Source organism: Rhodococcus sp. ACPA1 (genome assembly GCF_002300195.1).
Taxonomy (GTDB): Bacteria; Actinomycetota; Actinomycetes; order Mycobacteriales; family Mycobacteriaceae; genus Rhodococcus_F; species Rhodococcus_F opacus.
In genome coordinates, this window is record NZ_NSDX01000001.1 from 1,304,678 (window position 1) to 1,319,861 (window position 15,184).

At 68.3% G+C, this 15,184-nt stretch carries 14 protein-coding genes; 8 read left to right on the forward strand and 6 right to left on the reverse strand.

Annotated features, from left to right (window positions below; translation table 11 throughout):
• Positions 1-31: 31 nt before the first annotated feature.
• Both CJ177_RS05810 and cofC read right to left on the reverse strand, forming a co-directional pair.
• A complete protein-coding gene (locus CJ177_RS05810; protein ID WP_005240409.1) occupies positions 32-2,236 on the reverse strand; it encodes an RNA degradosome polyphosphate kinase in 2,205 nt (734 codons plus the stop codon).
• 68 nt (positions 2,237-2,304) lie between these two features.
• Positions 2,305-3,027, reverse strand: a complete 723-nt coding sequence (gene cofC, locus CJ177_RS05815) for a 2-phospho-L-lactate guanylyltransferase (RefSeq protein ID WP_025432335.1) — start codon at positions 3,025-3,027, stop codon at positions 2,305-2,307.
• 149 nt (positions 3,028-3,176) lie between these two features.
• Between cofC and CJ177_RS05820 the strand changes: the two genes are divergently transcribed.
• The 3 genes from CJ177_RS05820 (at position 3,177) to CJ177_RS05830 (ending at position 6,503) form a co-directional block, all read left to right on the forward strand.
• Positions 3,177-4,175 (forward strand): NAD(P)H-dependent glycerol-3-phosphate dehydrogenase, encoded by a 999-nt coding sequence (locus tag CJ177_RS05820; RefSeq protein WP_005240412.1) that lies wholly within the window; start codon positions 3,177-3,179, stop codon positions 4,173-4,175.
• Between the two features lie 4 nt (positions 4,176-4,179).
• Complete coding sequence (locus tag CJ177_RS05825; RefSeq protein ID WP_005240414.1) at positions 4,180-5,304, forward strand: cystathionine gamma-lyase; 1,125 nt, start codon at positions 4,180-4,182, stop codon at positions 5,302-5,304.
• A 92-nt stretch (positions 5,305-5,396) separates the two neighbouring features.
• Positions 5,397-6,503, forward strand: coding sequence for a D-alanine--D-alanine ligase family protein (locus tag CJ177_RS05830; protein ID WP_005240416.1), 1,107 nt, complete (start codon positions 5,397-5,399; stop codon positions 6,501-6,503).
• 19 nt (positions 6,504-6,522) lie between these two features.
• Here CJ177_RS05830 and CJ177_RS05835 read toward each other — a convergent pair whose 3' ends face one another.
• Together CJ177_RS05835 and CJ177_RS05840 are read right to left on the reverse strand one after the other, a co-directional pair.
• Positions 6,523-7,119 carry a DUF3515 domain-containing protein gene (locus tag CJ177_RS05835; protein WP_025432336.1) on the reverse strand — a complete coding sequence of 199 codons (597 nt, stop codon included), beginning with the start codon at positions 7,117-7,119 and terminating at the stop codon, positions 6,523-6,525.
• A gap of 2 nt (positions 7,120-7,121) precedes the next feature.
• The gene (locus CJ177_RS05840) at positions 7,122-7,355 is read right to left on the reverse strand and encodes an Lrp/AsnC ligand binding domain-containing protein (RefSeq protein WP_005240420.1); all 234 of its coding nucleotides are present in this window, start codon (positions 7,353-7,355) and stop codon (positions 7,122-7,124) included.
• Between the two features lie 246 nt (positions 7,356-7,601).
• On the opposite strand from CJ177_RS05840, the gene CJ177_RS05845 reads away from it, so the two are divergent.
• From CJ177_RS05845 to CJ177_RS05855, 3 genes are read left to right on the forward strand one after another with little or no spacing between them, the layout of a single operon-like run.
• On the forward strand, positions 7,602-8,513 hold the full coding sequence (locus CJ177_RS05845) for a thiamine-phosphate kinase (RefSeq protein WP_005240422.1): 912 nt from the start codon (positions 7,602-7,604) through the stop codon (positions 8,511-8,513).
• 9 nt (positions 8,514-8,522) lie between these two features.
• Positions 8,523-9,044 (forward strand): gamma carbonic anhydrase family protein, encoded by a 522-nt coding sequence (locus CJ177_RS05850; RefSeq protein ID WP_005240423.1) that lies wholly within the window; start codon positions 8,523-8,525, stop codon positions 9,042-9,044.
• Complete coding sequence (locus CJ177_RS05855) at positions 9,044-9,718, forward strand: uracil-DNA glycosylase (protein WP_025432337.1); 675 nt, start codon at positions 9,044-9,046, stop codon at positions 9,716-9,718. Before CJ177_RS05850 ends, CJ177_RS05855 begins: the two co-directional genes overlap by 1 nt.
• A 77-nt stretch (positions 9,719-9,795) precedes the next feature.
• Here CJ177_RS05855 and CJ177_RS05860 read toward each other — a convergent pair whose 3' ends face one another.
• Positions 9,796-10,584 carry an enoyl-CoA hydratase/isomerase family protein gene (locus tag CJ177_RS05860; protein WP_061041990.1) on the reverse strand — a complete coding sequence of 263 codons (789 nt, stop codon included), beginning with the start codon at positions 10,582-10,584 and terminating at the stop codon, positions 9,796-9,798.
• 148 nt (positions 10,585-10,732) lie between these two features.
• Positions 10,733-10,924, reverse strand: a complete 192-nt coding sequence (gene rpmB / locus CJ177_RS05865; RefSeq protein ID WP_005240429.1) for a 50S ribosomal protein L28 — start codon at positions 10,922-10,924, stop codon at positions 10,733-10,735.
• A 236-nt stretch (positions 10,925-11,160) separates the two neighbouring features.
• Between rpmB and CJ177_RS05870 the strand changes: the two genes are divergently transcribed.
• Both CJ177_RS05870 and recG read left to right on the forward strand, forming a co-directional pair.
• Positions 11,161-12,855, forward strand: coding sequence for a DAK2 domain-containing protein (locus tag CJ177_RS05870; RefSeq protein ID WP_095867398.1), 1,695 nt, complete (start codon positions 11,161-11,163; stop codon positions 12,853-12,855).
• 8 nt (positions 12,856-12,863) lie between these two features.
• Positions 12,864-15,122 carry an ATP-dependent DNA helicase RecG gene (gene recG / locus CJ177_RS05875; RefSeq protein WP_095867399.1) on the forward strand — a complete coding sequence of 753 codons (2,259 nt, stop codon included), beginning with the start codon at positions 12,864-12,866 and terminating at the stop codon, positions 15,120-15,122.
• The last annotated feature ends 62 nt before the right edge of the window (positions 15,123-15,184 follow it).

Genomic DNA, 15,184 nt, shown 5'->3' on the forward strand with positions numbered 1-15,184 from the left:
GTTCCTTCCTTCTTCCGCGGATTCGCCGCGATCAGGATCCGGTGCCCATTCGTTTGCGCATCATGGCCTCCTGGTGGTCGCGAACCTCCTCGCCGTGGGCAGGCGACGGAACCCACCGGCCGTCGGCCCCGAGCACCCAGCACCGCGTGACGGGATCGAGCGCGGAATCGACGATCTCGCCTATCTGAGCGGTGAGTCGAGGATCTTTCACCTGCGCCATGACCTCGACGCGTCGGTCGAGGTTGCGGTGCATCATGTCTGCGCTGCCGATCCAGAATTCGTCGGCGCCGCGGAAATGGAAGACGCGGGAATGCTCGAGGAAACGTCCGAGAATCGACCGGACGTGGATGTTCTCGCTCAGGCCGGGAACTCCGGGTTTGAGGGCGCAGATGCCACGCACGACGATCTCGACGGGCACACCGGCCTTGGATGCGCGATAGAGCGAGTCGATCACCTGTTCGTCGACCAAGGCGTTGGCCTTCAGCAGGATTCCGGCGTCCTCGCCCCGCAGCTTGTGCGCGATCTCACCGTCGATGCGCTCGATGATTCCCCGGCGCACACCGTACGGCGCGACGAGGAGGTTGCGGTACTGCGTCTTCCGCGAGTAGCCGGTGAGGGAATTGAACAGGTCGGTGAGGTCTGCGCCGATCTCGGGTGCCGCGGTGAGCAGGCCGATGTCTTCGTACAGCCGGGCGGTCTTCGGGTTGTAGTTGCCGGTACCGATGTGGCAGTAACGCCGGATGGTGGACCCTTCGCGGCGGACGACGAGGCACGTCTTGCAGTGGGTCTTGAGCCCGACCAGTCCGTACACCACGTGCACCCCCGCGTGTTCGAGCTTGCGGGCCCATTTGATGTTCGCCTGCTCGTCGAATCGCGCCTTGATCTCGACCAGTGCCACAACCTGTTTGCCCGCCTCGGCGGCGGTGATCAACGCGTCGACGATGGGGGAGTCGCCGGAAGTGCGGTAGAGAGTCTGCTTGATCGCCAGAACCTGGGGGTCGGCCGCAGCCTGTTCGATGAAGCGCTGGACGCTCGTGGAGAACGAGTCGTACGGGTGGTGGACCAGGACGTCGCCGTCGCGGAGGGTGGAGAAGACGCTCTTGGGCGTTTCTCGCTCGCCGAACGCCGGATGCGTTGCCGGGACGAACGGTGCGTCCTTGAGGGCCGGCCGGTCGACCGCGTACACCTGCCAGAGGCACGACAGATCCAGCAGTCCGGGTACCTGGATGACGTCACCGGGATCGACGTCGAGTTCGCGCAGGAGGAGTTCGAGCATGTGCTCGGTCATGTCGTCCGCGACCTCGAGTCGCACCGGTGAACCGAAGCGGCGGCGGGCCAACTCACGCTCGAGCGCCTGCAGGAGATCTTCGTCGCGGTCTTCCTCGACCTCGAAATCGGCGTTGCGTGTAATCCGGAATGCATGGTGCTCCACGATCTCCATGCCCGGGAACAGCATGTCGAGGTGTGCGGAGATCAGATCTTCCAGGGGCAGGAACGCGTCGATGGAGGAGGGAGTCTCGTCGCGGCGGACGCGGACGAACCGGCCCACGTTGTCCGGAACCTTGACCCTCGCAAAGTGTTCGCCACCGGTGACCGCATCCTTCACCGTCACCGCGAGGTTGAGACTCAGGCCGCTGATGTACGGGAACGGGTGGGCGTGGTCGACGGCGAGCGGAGTGAGTACGGGGAAGATCTGGTCCTGGAAATGCACCGACAGGCGCTCGCGGTCGTCGTCGGTGAGATCGTCCCATCCGATGATGGAGATCCCTTCGGCGGCAAGCGCGGGACGAACGGAGTCGAGGAAGACCCGGGCGGCCTTCTCCGAGATCTCCTGGGTCCGGGTCGCGATCAGCGAGAGCTGTTCACGGGGGGAGAGACCGTCGGCGGACCGGACGGACAGCCCGGTCTCGTCGCGGCGCTTGAGTCCGGCGACGCGGACCATGAAGAACTCGTCCAGATTGGACGCGAAGATGGCGAGGAACTTGGCGCGTTCGAGCAGCGGCAGCGACGTGTCCTCGGCGAGGGCGAGAACCCGGGCATTGAAATCGAGCCAACTGAGTTCGCGGTTCAGGTAACGATCTTCGGGGAGCCCGTCGGTCAGTGCGCTCGTGAGGGCACTCGTGGCAGCGGGGGGCGCCATGGGAACGTTCGTGGGATTCGCCGTGACGATGCCGTCGCGGGTTCCGTTCTTTCCGTCGACGTCGGTCTGCTGGTCGAGTGCTTCTCGGTTACTCACCCCACGATCATCCCTCGAGAATTCGGCCGCGGACAATCGATGGGGCAAATTCACGCGGGGTGCGTTGCCTACTCGTTTCCGCAGCGCGAGGGGGCGGTGTGTTCGAGCGCGTCGAGTGCGGCACGCGTCGCAGGTCCGACGCCGAGAGCCTGCGCGGCATCGAGATCGTCGGCGGTGTCGACGTCGGTCCGCAGACCCGGCCAGTGCCCGTCGAGGGGACGGGCCCCGGATTCGAGATGCCGCTTCGCCGATCCGGGTCCGAACCGGGGATCGAGCGGAATTTCCGGGTCGCAGGAGAACAGTGCGGCGGTTCCGGTGCCGTGATGATCGACGACCACCGACCTGCCGCCGGTTCTCGCCGCGGCGAGTGCTTCACCGAATTCGCCTCCGCGCAGAGACGGAAGATCGGCCTGGAGTGCGACGACGTCGACTCCGCGCTCGTTGCTGCGGACGTGCTCGGCCGCCGCCGACAGCGCCGCATTGAGACTGTGCTCGGTACCGGTCTCGTCCGGCCGGTCTTCGGCGGACACGGGTGCGGGGTCGGCGTAGACGTGCGCGCCGACACTGCGTGCGAGCCGCGCCACCGCGGGGTCCGGCGTGACCACGGTGACACCGACGACCGTCGCGACGTCGCTGACGACGGCGAGAGTGTCGCGCAGCATCGACAGCACCAGTCCGGTGCGGTCGTCCGTGTCGAAGACTCCCGACAGCCGCGTCTTGGCCGCGTGGAGTTCCTTCACCGCGACGAGTACGTGCGCGCGCGGCGCCACGGATCGGGTCGCTGTGCTCATGCGGATATCTTGCCAGCCCGCGCGGGGTGGTGCTCCGGACGCCCGGTCGTGGCTGAGCAGCGAACGAGTTCGGTAGCGGGGCGGCGCTCGACCTCGGCATCGGCAATACTGTGGGCGACGCATCGGGTAACGAACGACGAGGGGGCTGTGTGAGCAAGGCTGCGGTACTGGGAGCGGGTTCATGGGGGACTGCATTTGCGAAGGTCCTGGCCGACGCCGGGACCGATGTCACCATGTGGGCGCGACGCGGTGAGGTCGCCGAGTCGATCGTGTCGCGGCACGAGAACACGGACTACCTGCCGGGCATCGCCCTGCCTCCGTCGTTGACCGCCACCGACGACGCGCGGGCCGCACTCGACGGCGCCGACATCGTCGTCCTCGCGGTGCCGTCGCAGTCCCTGCGCGACAATTTGCAGGTCTGGAGTCCGATGATCCCCGAGAACGCCACCCTCCTGAGCCTCGCCAAGGGCATCGAGACCGGCACCCTCATGCGGATGAGTCAGGTGATCATCCAGGTCACCGGCGCAGACCCCGGGCGGGTCGCCGTCCTGTCCGGGCCCAATCTGGCCCGGGAGATCGCGATCGGTCAGCCGGCGGCGACGGTCGTCGCGTGCACGGATTCGACGCGGGCGCTGGAACTGCAGAAGGCCTCGGCCACCGGATACTTCCGTCCGTACACGAATTCGGACGTCATCGGGTGCGAGATCGGCGGCGCCTGCAAGAACGTCATCGCCCTCGCCTGCGGTATGGCATCGGGAATCGGTTTGGGAGAGAACACGATTGCGAGCATCATTACTCGCGGTCTGGCCGAGATCATCCGGCTGGGAGTAGCACTCGGTGCGAAACCTGCCACCCTCGCGGGTCTCGCGGGAGTGGGCGATCTGGTTGCCACGTGCACGTCGCCCCTATCGCGCAATCGGTCGTTCGGTGAACGCCTCGGCCAGGGTGGTTCGATCGAGAGTGCCCAGGCGGCCACTCACGGTCAGGTCGCCGAGGGCGTCAAATCGTGCTCGTCGGTGCGGGCTCTCGCCGCCAGTTACGACGTCGAGATGCCGTTGACCGATGCCGTGCACCGGGTGTGCCACGAGGGCCTCGTGGTGCAGGACGCGATCGGTCAGCTGCTCGGCCGCCGCACGAAGCCGGAGTGAGCTCGTGAGTGGTGATTCCACCCGCTGCGTCAAAGCCGTTGCCGCAGAAAATGTTCCCGGCTCACCGATGCAGAGGGGTCCGGTTTTCGCTGCGCCGTATCAGCTGAGCGCGGACGAGGGAACCGAATCCGACACCTACGCGCGTGCCTCCAATCCGGGCTGGCGCGACCTCGAATCGGCGCTGGCGACGCTCGAGGGCGCCGCGGGCGCACTCGTCGTCGGCTCCGGGATGTCGGCGGTCACCGTCGTGCTCAGGAGTCTGCTCACCGCCGGTGACACCGTCGTCGTTCCGTCCGACGGTTATTACCAGGTGCGCGCGTACGCGCGGGAGCGCCTGGAGCCGATGGGCATCACCGTGCACGAACTGCGGACCGCCGACATGGCCGGCGAGGCGGCCGCCGCACTGCTGGCGTCCGCCGAGGGGACGACGGTGGTGGTGGCCGAGACTCCGGCCAACCCCTCCCTCGACGTGGTGGATCTGCGCGCCGTGTCCGAGCAGTGCGCCAACGCGGGCGCCGTTCTCGTGGTGGACAACACGACCGCCACCCCACTCGGCCAGCAGCCGCTCGCACTCGGCGCCGACGTGGTAGTCGCCAGCGGCACAAAGACTTTGAGCGGGCACAGCGATCTCCTCATGGGGTACATCGCCGCGTCGGACGCCGACTTCCTGGCCGGAATGGAACGCGAGAGGGCGCTGTCGGGCACGGTGCTGGGGCCGTTCGAGACGTGGCTCGCCCACCGGAGTCTCGGGACGGCCGGTCTGAGATTCGAGCGTCAGTGCGCCAACGCCCTCGCCCTCGCGGCCTTGCTCGAGTCGCATCCGGCGGCTCACCGCGTCCGGTACCCGGGACTGCCCGGAGATCCTGCACACGCCGTCGCCGCCGGTCAGATGCGTCGATTCGGCGGGCTGGTGAGCTTCGAGGTGGACTCCGCCGAACAGTTCCACCGACTCGTGGCCGGAAGTGAGCTCCTCGTGCCTGCGACGAGCTTCGGCGGCATCCACACCACCGCCGACCGCCGGGCCCGGTGGGGTGACCCCGTGCCCGACGGATTCGTGCGGATCTCGTGTGGAATCGAGGACACCGAAGACCTCGTCGCCGATCTCGAACAGGCCCTGTCCGCATTGTGAGTGCGGGACCCGACGTGTCGTGAGGTCGGCGAAGGAAATATGAGGAGAGGTGGGTGCGGTGAGCGTGTCACGGCGACGGTACGGTTTGTGTCGTGAGTAAACCGCGTACCCGGGTAGCCGTCATCTTCGGTGGCCGCAGCAACGAGCATTCCGTGTCCTGTGTGTCGGCCGGAAGCGTCCTGAGGAACCTCGACCCGGAACGGTACGAGGTGGTGCCGATCGGCATCACCACCGAGGGCTCGTGGGTCCTCGGCTCCACCGACCCCGAGACGCTGGCCATCCGCGGCCGGGCACTCCCCAGCGTCGACGCAGACGGGTCCGCACTGGCCCTCACCGCCGACCCGACGCGGTCCGGCGACCTCGTCGCCCTCGACGACGGCGAAGCGGGCAAGATCCTGGCCTCGGTCGACGTCGTCTTCCCCGTCCTGCACGGCGCTTACGGCGAGGACGGCACGATCCAGGGGCTGCTCGAACTCGCAGGTGTCCCGTACGTCGGTCCCGGCGTGCTCGCCAGCGCGGCCGGTATGGACAAGGAATTCACGAAGAAGCTGCTCGCCGCGGAAGGCCTGCCCGTCGGGTTCCAGGTCGTCCTCCGCCCGGGCACCACCACGCTGACCGACGAACAGAAGTCCCGCCTCCACCTCCCGGTATTCGTGAAGCCGGCCCGCGGCGGATCGTCGATCGGCATCACCCGGGTGGCCGAGTGGGCCGGGCTCGACGACGCCATCGCCCACGCCCGTCTGCACGACCCGAAGGTCATCGTCGAATCCGGGATCGTCGGCCGCGAGGTCGAGTGCGGAGTCCTCGAGTTCCCGGACGGCGACGTGCGGGCCAGCGTCATCGCCGAGATCCGGATGCCCGAAGGTGCGGACGACGACGAGGCGTTCTACGACTTCGACAGCAAATACCTCGACGACGTGTGCGAGTTCGACGTACCCGCGAAACTCGACGAATCGGTCAGCGAAGAGATCCGCGAACTCGCGGTGCGCGCGTTCTCCGCGCTCGACTGCCAGGGACTCGCGCGCGTCGACTTCTTCGTGACCGAGGACGGCCCGGTGATCAACGAGATCAACACGATGCCCGGATTCACGTCGATCTCGATGTACCCGCGCATGTGGGGTGCGGTGGGCGTCGACTACGGCACCCTCGTCTCGACCCTGGTCGACACCGCCCTCGCGCGCGGCATCGGCCTCCGCTAGAGAAACGGCGGTCCGGCGCTCAGGGATTCGCCACAGGCGCCGGATCGAGGGGTTTCTGCGGCAACGCCCGCGACACCGCGCCGGAAATGTCCTGAAGCGGCGTCGGTCCCACCCCGGTGGGAACCGTGAGTCCGATGTACACGCCGCGGTCGACGGCGAAATAGCTGCTCGCGTCGATTCCGGCGCTCGCGCCCGAGATCTCGAACCACTGAACTCCGTCGATCACCTGCAGCGGCGAAGCCTGATCGAACTCCGCGGGACGGTCCAGACCACAACGCAGGACGAGTGGTTCGCCCTCGGCCGGCTGCCACGCGGCGGTCGCCTCGGGTGCGGGTTCGGTGAGTTCGGCGCGTGTGTAGTCGCCTAGCGCGTCGGGGAGGCCCGCCATCAGGGTGGCGCACTCCGCGGAGCCGGATGTGGGCGCGGGCACGGGGCCCAGCGACACGGGTTCCTTCACCGGGTTCCGGCCGGCGAACACCGCCGCGACGACGATGCCGATGACCAGGGCCACGGGAAGCGCGACGGCCGTCGCGATGAGTGCGGGATTGCGCCGCTCCGCGGGAACCGGGTCGGAGTTGCCGGCGGGTGTGCTCTGTTCGGGTTCGAGGTCGGACATGCTCAGTTCTTGTTCGCAGACTTTTCGGGGACATCGCAGGTGAGGGTGCGGGTGATGCCGGAGACCTGACGGATCTCCTTGACGACGGGGGCGACGTCGTCAGCGGACACCCGCACGATGACGTCGTACGGTCCGACCACGTCCTCGGCGGTCCGGACTCCGGTGATCTTCGCGATCTCGGTCGCGATCGCCGCAGCCTTGCCGACTTCGGTCTGGATCAGGATGAACGCTTGCACTCTCGCTCCGGCCCTTCCCTGCTCCGCGCCGCATGATCTCGGTAGAGTCGCGGGTGCTTCGGCGCGCTGATCGGTCACGTGCCGAGAAGTCCCGGCAACAGCTAAAAGGTACCGCAGTCGCACATTCCGTCGACCGGACCCACAGCCGCTGCCCGGGCCACCCGACACTGGAGGCACACCATCACACCCACGGATTCCCCGGACCCGAACCCGCCCCTCACCGTCGCCGACGTCGGCGAGTTCGCCGTGATCGGCCGAGCGGTGGAGGGACGGGTGCAGCCCCCGTCCACCCTGATCGGCCCCGGCGACGACGCCGCCCTCGTCCGGGCGGACGACGGCCGGGTGGCGGTGTCCGCCGACATGCTGGTGCAGGACAGGCATTTTCGGCTCGACTGGTCGTCGCCGCGGGACGTGGGCCGCAAAGCGGTGGCACAGAACGCGGCCGACGTCGCGGCGATGGGGGCGCGGCCCACCGCTTTCCTGGTTTCCCTCGGCCTGCCGCCGGACACGTCGATCGACGTGGCGGACGGCATCTCGGCGGCAATCGGAGAGAGCGCGGAGGAACTCGGGGCCGGCGTCGTGGGCGGTGATCTCGTGCAGGCCGGGCAGGTCGTGATTTCCGTCACCGTTCTCGGTGATCTGGGTGGCAGGAGCCCGATCCGGCGATCGGGCGCGCGGCCGGGCGACGTCGTCGCCGTGGCCGGCGACCTCGGCCGGTCGGCGGCCGGTCTCGCGCTGCTGGTCGGCGGGTCCTCGGACTTCCCGGATCTTCTCGCCGCGCATCGTGTCCCCACTCCGCCGTACTCCGCCGCCTGGGCCGCCGCGGACGGGGGCGCGCACGCGATGACCGACATCTCCGACGGGCTCCTCGCCGATCTCGGTCACATCTGCGACGCCTCCGGCGTCGGAATGGCCCTCACCCGATCCGAAATCGCCGTCTCACCCGAACTGGTGTCGGCGGCGAAGCTTCTCGGCGCCGACCACTGGGAATGGGTGCTGACCGGGGGAGAGGACCACGGCTTCGCCGCCACCTTTCCTGCCGACGTCCCGCTCCCGGCGGGGTGGACGACGATCGGCGCGGTGCACGACGGGTCCGGCATCTCGGTCGACGGCGAGACCTGGCCGGGGGCCGGCGGCTGGCAGAGTTTCTCGGTATAGGTTGCACGCATGGCTATCTACGCGCTCGGGGACCGCGAACCCGACATCCATCCGGACGCCTACGTCCATCCCGACGCCGTGGTGATCGGGAACGTGACCCTGGCGGCAGGCACCTCGGTGTGGCCGCAGGCCGTGCTCCGCGCCGACTACGGCACCATCACCGTCGGCGCCGACACGAACATCCAGGACGGCACCGTGATCCATTGCACGTCGAACGATCCCACCGTCATCGGCTCGGGGTGCGTCGTCGGTCACGCCGCCCACATCGAGGGATCCACGATCGGCGACCACTGCCTGATCGCGTCCGGTTCGATCGTGCTCAACGGTTCGGTCATCGGTGCCGGTTCGGTCGTCGGTGCCGGCGCCGTCGTTCCGTTCAAGTTCGAGGTTCCGCCGCGGAGCATGGCGCTCGGCGTCCCCGCGAAGATCCGGCAGAACTACGAGGTTCCCGAGGGGCATCTCGAGATGAACGTGAAAATGTACGCCGCGAACGCGGCCTACTACCGCGACTCGCTGCGCAGGCTCGACTGATGGCGGCGCCGCTGTCGGACCTCGTCGAGGCCGGATGGGCAGACGCACTCGAACCCGTGTCCGGACGGATCACGGAGATGGGCGAGTTCCTGCGCGCGGAAATCGCCGACGGGCGTGAGTACCTCCCCGCCGGAGAGAACGTCCTGAGGGCGTTCACCCACCCGTTCTCCGAGGTCAAGGTCCTGATCGTGGGCCAGGACCCGTACCCCACACCCGGTCACGCGGTCGGTCTCAGTTTCTCGGTGGCCCCGGACGTGCGCCCGGTGCCACGCAGCCTCGGCAACATCTTCACCGAGTACAGCAAGGACCTCGGCTACGAGACGCCCACCACCGGGGACCTCACGCCGTGGTCGCGGCAGGGAGTGCTTCTGCTGAACAGGGTTCTCACCGTGCAGCCCGGACTTCCGGCCTCGCACCGGAAGAAGGGCTGGGAGGCGGTGACCGAGCAGGCCATTCGTGCTCTCGTGGCGCGCCCCGAACCCCTCGTCGCAATTCTGTGGGGCCGGGACGCGTCGACGTTGAAACCGATGCTCGGCGACGTGCCGACCATCGAGTCGGCCCACCCCTCACCGTTGTCCGCGTCGCGCGGATTCTTCGGATCGCGGCCGTTCAGCCGGGCGAACGAACTCCTCGACGGCCTGGGCGCCGAGCCGGTGAACTGGCAGCTGCCGTAATCGGCGAATTCCCCTCCTGCGCAGACGAGAAGTCGGCGCGCCGCTTCACTGCGCAGACGAGAAGTCGGCACGCCGCTTCACTCCACAGACGAGAAGTCGGCACGTCGCTTCTCGACGAAGGCGTCGACGCCCTCGCGTCCCACCGGGCTGTCGGCCGCGGTGGCGATCGACGCGGCCTCCGCGTCGAGTTGCTCGGCGAGCGTGCGATATCGGGAGGCGCGGACGAGCGTCTTGATCCCCGAGAAGGACGGCGTCGGGCCGGCAGCGAGCGTGCGGGCGAGCCGGAGTGCCTCGTCCTGGACGACGTCGTCGCCGACGAGGCGGCTGAGGATTCCCAGGCGGACGGCCTCGTCACCGCTGAGAACGGCATCGGTGATCAGGATCTCGCGCGCGCGGGCGTCGCCGACGATGCGCGGGAGGGTCCAGGACATGCCGCCGTCCGGGGTGAAGCCGATGGACGGGTAGGCCGGGCGCAGCTTGGTGCCCGGGCCGCCGATGGCGACGTCCGTGAGGCAGACGAGGCTCATGCCGGCGCCCGCCGCCCACCCGTGAACACCGGCGATCACCGGAACGGTCACAGCGTCGAGCGCACGAACGAATTCGTGGAACACGCGCGCTACCTCGGCGACGTATTCGCTTCGCACCGGTGCGGCCGCGAAGGCGTGGACGTTGCCGCCCGCGCAGAAGTTCGGGCCCTCCCCGACGAGAAGGACGCTGCCGATTCGGTCACCGACCGCTTCGAGTGCCCGGGCACCCTGCACCATGCCCTCGCCGTCCAGCGAGGTGCCGTTCTCCGCCGTCGCGATCGTGATGCGCAGGACGCCGTCTTCGAGCTGTACTTTGCTGAGTCCATCGAGAGAAGTCACCGTTGCACCTTACGTGGGCCCCTGCGGGTGCCCGACGTGCCCCGATGCGCTGCGACGATGCCGAATAGGGCAGGTGTGGCGACACAAAAAAACTGCGCCCCCGACACCGAAGTGTCGGGGGCGCAGTGACATCGCACGCAGCGTCGGGTCAGCCCCGAGCAACCTTTCCAGCCTTCAGGCAGGAGGTGCAGACGTTGACCTTCCGGGTGTTTCCGGGGGCAACCTCGGCACGAACAGTCTGAATGTTCGGGTTCCAGCGACGGTTGGTACGCCGGTGCGAGTGCGAGACCGACTTACCGAAGCCGGGCCCCTTGGCGCATACGTCGCAGACGGCAGCCATAGTCGCGAACTCCTTCAAGATAGTGAACTGTGAAATTTGCTGGCCTCGTGGAGACAGGGCACAGCAAGCGCGCCCTGTACGAGGCAACCGTGCAAGAGTAGCCGCTCGAGTGCGGATTGGCCAAACCCGGTCCCGAAGGGCTCGGACCGCGGGCCCGATCATCGTCCCCCGACTAGTCTGACGGCACCTTCCCATTCCCCTGGCCGGAGAGGACGACAGTGGCCCCTGAGCTCCCGATGGACGGTCGAGTCCTCGAATCGTGGGCGCGGACCGCCGTCGCGGGTCTGGAAAAGCGGTGCGAGGAGATCAACAGCCTCAACGTCTTTCCGATCCCGGACTCCGACACGGGTACCAACCTGCTGTTCACCATGCGGGCGGCACTGGGTGCGATCGACGAGTACGCGGGCACCGAAAGCGGCGCCAAGGACGTCCGGCAGGTTGCCATCGCCCTGGCTCGGGGCGCAGTTGCAGGCGCGCGGGGGAACTCCGGGGTGATCCTGTCCCAGGTGCTGCGAGGGGTCGCGGAAGCGGCCGTCACCTCCGTCGTCGACACCCGGACGGTCCGGACCGGACTGCTGATGGCCACCAATCTGGTGACGGACGCGGTGAGCTACCTGGTGGAGGGCACCATCGTCACCGTGCTGCGCTGCGCGGCCGACGCGGCGGCGGAGTTCCCGGACGAGGCGCCGATCGCGGTCACGGCACGCGCAGCCGCGGATGCGGCGGCGTCCGCGCTCACCAGGACGCCGTCGCAACTCGACGTGCTGGGCACCGCGGGCGTCGTCGATGCGGGAGGACTCGGCCTCGTCGTGATCCTCGACGCGCTCGTCACGGCCGTGACGGGTGCGCCGCCGGATCGCGCACCGATCGCGCTCCACGTTCCGCGCCGCACCCCGTCCACTCATCGCGCAGAGCCCGTCCCCGTTGTCGTGCCGCCCGCGTCGCAGGGCCCGCATGCGCATCCGGGACCCGGACCCGACTGCGGCGAGGGCTCGGATCAGGACTTCGAGGTGATGTACCTGGTCGCGGAGTCCGACGAGGACCGCATGGGGGAGTTGCGCACCACGCTGAACGCCCTCGGGGACTCGATCGTGATCGTCGGAGACGGCGGCGGAGGCTGGTCGGTGCACGTGCACTGCACGGATGCGGGCGCCGCCGTGGAGGCCGGACTGTCGGCGGGACGCATCCACGGAATCAGGGTCAGCAGTTTCCTCGTGGATGCGCGGGACCAGGGTTTGCTCGTTCCACCGGTCCGGACCCGGCCGGATCAGGGCGAGCGGGGCATCGTCGCCGTCGTGGCCGGGGACGGCGCCGCCGAACTGTTCGCGAGCGAGGGCGCGACAGTCCTCCGGTGCGACGACGCCCCCGTCACCCGGGCCCAGCTCCTCGGCATCATCAGGCAGATGGGACGCACCGAGGTGCTCGTCCTCCCCAACGGCGCGCTGACGGCCCAGGAACTCGTCGCGGTCAGTGCCGCGGCGAGGGACGCCCGCCACGAGGTCCTGCTGCTCGCGACGTCCGCGATGGTGCAGGGACTCGCATCCCTGGCGGTGCACGACCCCGAACGTGAGGCGGTGGACGACGCGTTCGCGATGTCGGAGGCGGCCGCCGCCACCCGCTGGGGATCGTTGCGCATCGCCCGGGAACGGGCCCTCACCTACGTGGGCACCTGCGAACCGGGCGACGGCATCGGACTGATGGGTCACGAGGTGATCGTCATCGAACCGGACGCGGTCGGGGCCGGACGGCGGCTCGTCGACCTCGTCCTCGGCGCAGGTGGCGAACTGGTGACGCTCCTGATGGGGTCGGAGGCGCCGGAGGGGCTGGACACTGAATTGGCCGATCACATCTCGCAGCGGCACCCCGGCGTCGAGGTGATGATCTACCACGGTGGACAACCTGGAGATCTGTTGCAACTCGGGGTGGAATGAGGAATTCGATGGCCACATTGTCCGACCGGCTCGATCATCTGCTGGGGAAGAAGACCGCCGACGCGCTCGAGGAGGCGTTCGACATCCGCACGGTCGAGGACCTGCTGCGGCATTACCCGCACCGGTACGCCTCGCAGGGCCGCGAGCTCGCGGAGAAGGACCCGCCGGAGGGCGAGCACATCACGATCATCGCCCGGGTCACGTCCGCGGCCGTCGTGAAGATGAAGAACCGGCCGGGCAGCATGCTCAAGGTGGTCCTGTCGACCGACACCCAGAACGTGGACGTCACCTTCTTCAGCCCGCAGAAGGTCAAGCACGTGATCAAGCCGGGTGTGCGCGCGATGTTCTCGGGAACGGTCAAGTACTTCCGCCAGAAGTGGAGCCTCACCCATCCGAGCTACCTCATCCTTCCCGAGCCGCGTGCCGGCAGCGAGGACCCCGTCGTGAACGTCGACAGGATCCGCGGTGCCGGGGATCTCGCCGGAATCGCCCGGGCGTCGCAGGAACCCGGTGCGGGGGTCGATCTGTCCGTGTTCGACCGGGCGCTGATCCCGCTCTATCCCGCCACGCGGGACGTCGAGAGCTGGACGATCATGAAGTGCGTCCGCCAGATCCTGGACCAGCTCGATCACGTCGACGACCCGCTGCCGGAGACCATCCGGGCCGAACGCGACCTGATCGGTCTCGACGAAGCCCTCCGGTCGGTTCACCTGCCCGACACCCGCGAGGACGTGGAGAACGCCCACGACCGCCTGCGGTTCGACGAGGCGACGGCGCTCCAGCTGGTTCTCGCCCGTCGCCGTCACGACAACGCCGAGCGAGTCGCGCCCGAGTGCCCGCCGGTGCCCGGCGGGATCGCCGACGTGTTCGAGAAGATGCTTCCGTTCCAGCTCACCGACGGTCAGCACGCGGTCGCCGACGAGATCTCGGCCGATCTGGCGCAGCCACACCCGATGAGCAGGCTGCTGCAGGGTGAGGTGGGTTCGGGTAAGACGATCGTGGCCCTGCGCGCCATGCTCCAGGTGGTCGACGCCGGTTACCAGTGCGCCCTGCTCGCGCCGACCGAGGTCCTCGCGACGCAGCACGCCCGGTCGTTGCGGGCGATGCTCGGCTCCCTCGCGACCGCCGGGGAACTCGGGGCGCACGAGAAGGCCACACGGGTGGCGCTGCTGACGGGGTCGATGCCGGTCGCCGCCAAACGCACCGCTCTCAACGAGGCGATCACCGGCGACGCCGGGATCGTCATCGGCACGCACGCCCTGATCCAGGACAACGTCGAATTCTTCAATCTCGGGATGGTGGTGGTCGACGAGCAGCACCGGTTCGGTGTCGAGCAGCGCGACCGGCTGCGGTCGAGGGCGCGGGAGGGCCTGAGCCCGCATCTGCTGGTGATGACGGCGACGCCGATTCCCCGCACCATCGCGATGACGGTGCTCGGCGATCTCGAGGTGTCGACGCTGCGCCAGCTGCCGAAGGGGCGGTCACCGATCAAGAGCAGTGTGGTACCCGCGTCCCAGAAGCCGCAGTGGGTTGCGCGCGCGTGGGAACGGATCCGCGAGGACGTGGCCGAGGGGCGGCAGGCGTACGTCGTGTGCTCGCGCATCGGAGACGGCGAGAAGGGTGACGGTGAGGACGCGTTCGACGAGAAAGCGCCCGAGACGAAGTCCGCCGTCGAGGTGTTCGAGGAGTTGAGCGGCACGATCATGCCGGACCTGCGGGTGGGTCTGCTGCACGGCCGGCTTCCCGCGGACGAGAAGGATGCGGTGATGCGCGACTTCACGGCCGGCGACATCGACGTCCTCGTGTGCACCACGGTCGTGGAGGTCGGCGTCGACGTCCCGAACGCGACGATCATGGTGATCGTCGACGCGGACCGTTTCGGTGTGAGTCAGCTGCACCAGCTGCGCGGACGCGTCGGCCGTGGCAAACACCAGGGCCTGTGCATTCTCGTCACGAAGATGAATCCGGGCGGTCCCGCCTACGAGCGATTGTCGAGCGTGGCGTCGACCAACGACGGTTTCGAACTGGCGCAACTCGACCTCGCCACGCGCCGCGAGGGCGACATTCTCGGTGCGGCGCAGTCGGGCACGACATCCACGTTGCGGCTGTTGTCGCTACTCGGCCACGAGGACGTCATCGCCGCGGCGTCCGAGTTCGCGCGTTCGGTGATCGCGGACGACCCGCGCCTCGAGAACCATCCCGGACTGTCGGCGATGGTGACGTCGGCGCTCGACGCCGACCGCATCGAATATCTGGAGAAAACGTGAGAACTTACTTCGCTTCACGTAAATCTTTGCTCGTCTGTTTCGGGTCTGTTGCAGAATTCGCA

What these genes read in the sequence shown, in the direction of transcription:
- rpmB (WP_005240429.1), bottom strand. Translation starts at nt 10,924, where the DNA reads ATGGCTGCCGTCTGCGACGTATGCGCCAAGGGGCCCGGCTTCGGTAAG.
- CJ177_RS05855 (WP_025432337.1), top strand. Translation starts at nt 9,044, where the DNA reads ATGGCGGCGCCGCTGTCGGACCTCGTCGAGGCCGGATGGGCAGACGCA.
- recG (WP_095867399.1), top strand. Translation starts at nt 12,864, where the DNA reads ATGGCCACATTGTCCGACCGGCTCGATCATCTGCTGGGGAAGAAGACC.
- CJ177_RS05835 (WP_025432336.1), bottom strand. Translation starts at nt 7,119, where the DNA reads ATGTCCGACCTCGAACCCGAACAGAGCACACCCGCCGGCAACTCCGAC.
- CJ177_RS05850 (WP_005240423.1), top strand. Translation starts at nt 8,523, where the DNA reads ATGGCTATCTACGCGCTCGGGGACCGCGAACCCGACATCCATCCGGAC.
- CJ177_RS05870 (WP_095867398.1), top strand. Translation starts at nt 11,161, where the DNA reads ATGGACGGTCGAGTCCTCGAATCGTGGGCGCGGACCGCCGTCGCGGGT.
- cofC (WP_025432335.1), bottom strand. Translation starts at nt 3,027, where the DNA reads ATGAGCACAGCGACCCGATCCGTGGCGCCGCGCGCGCACGTACTCGTC.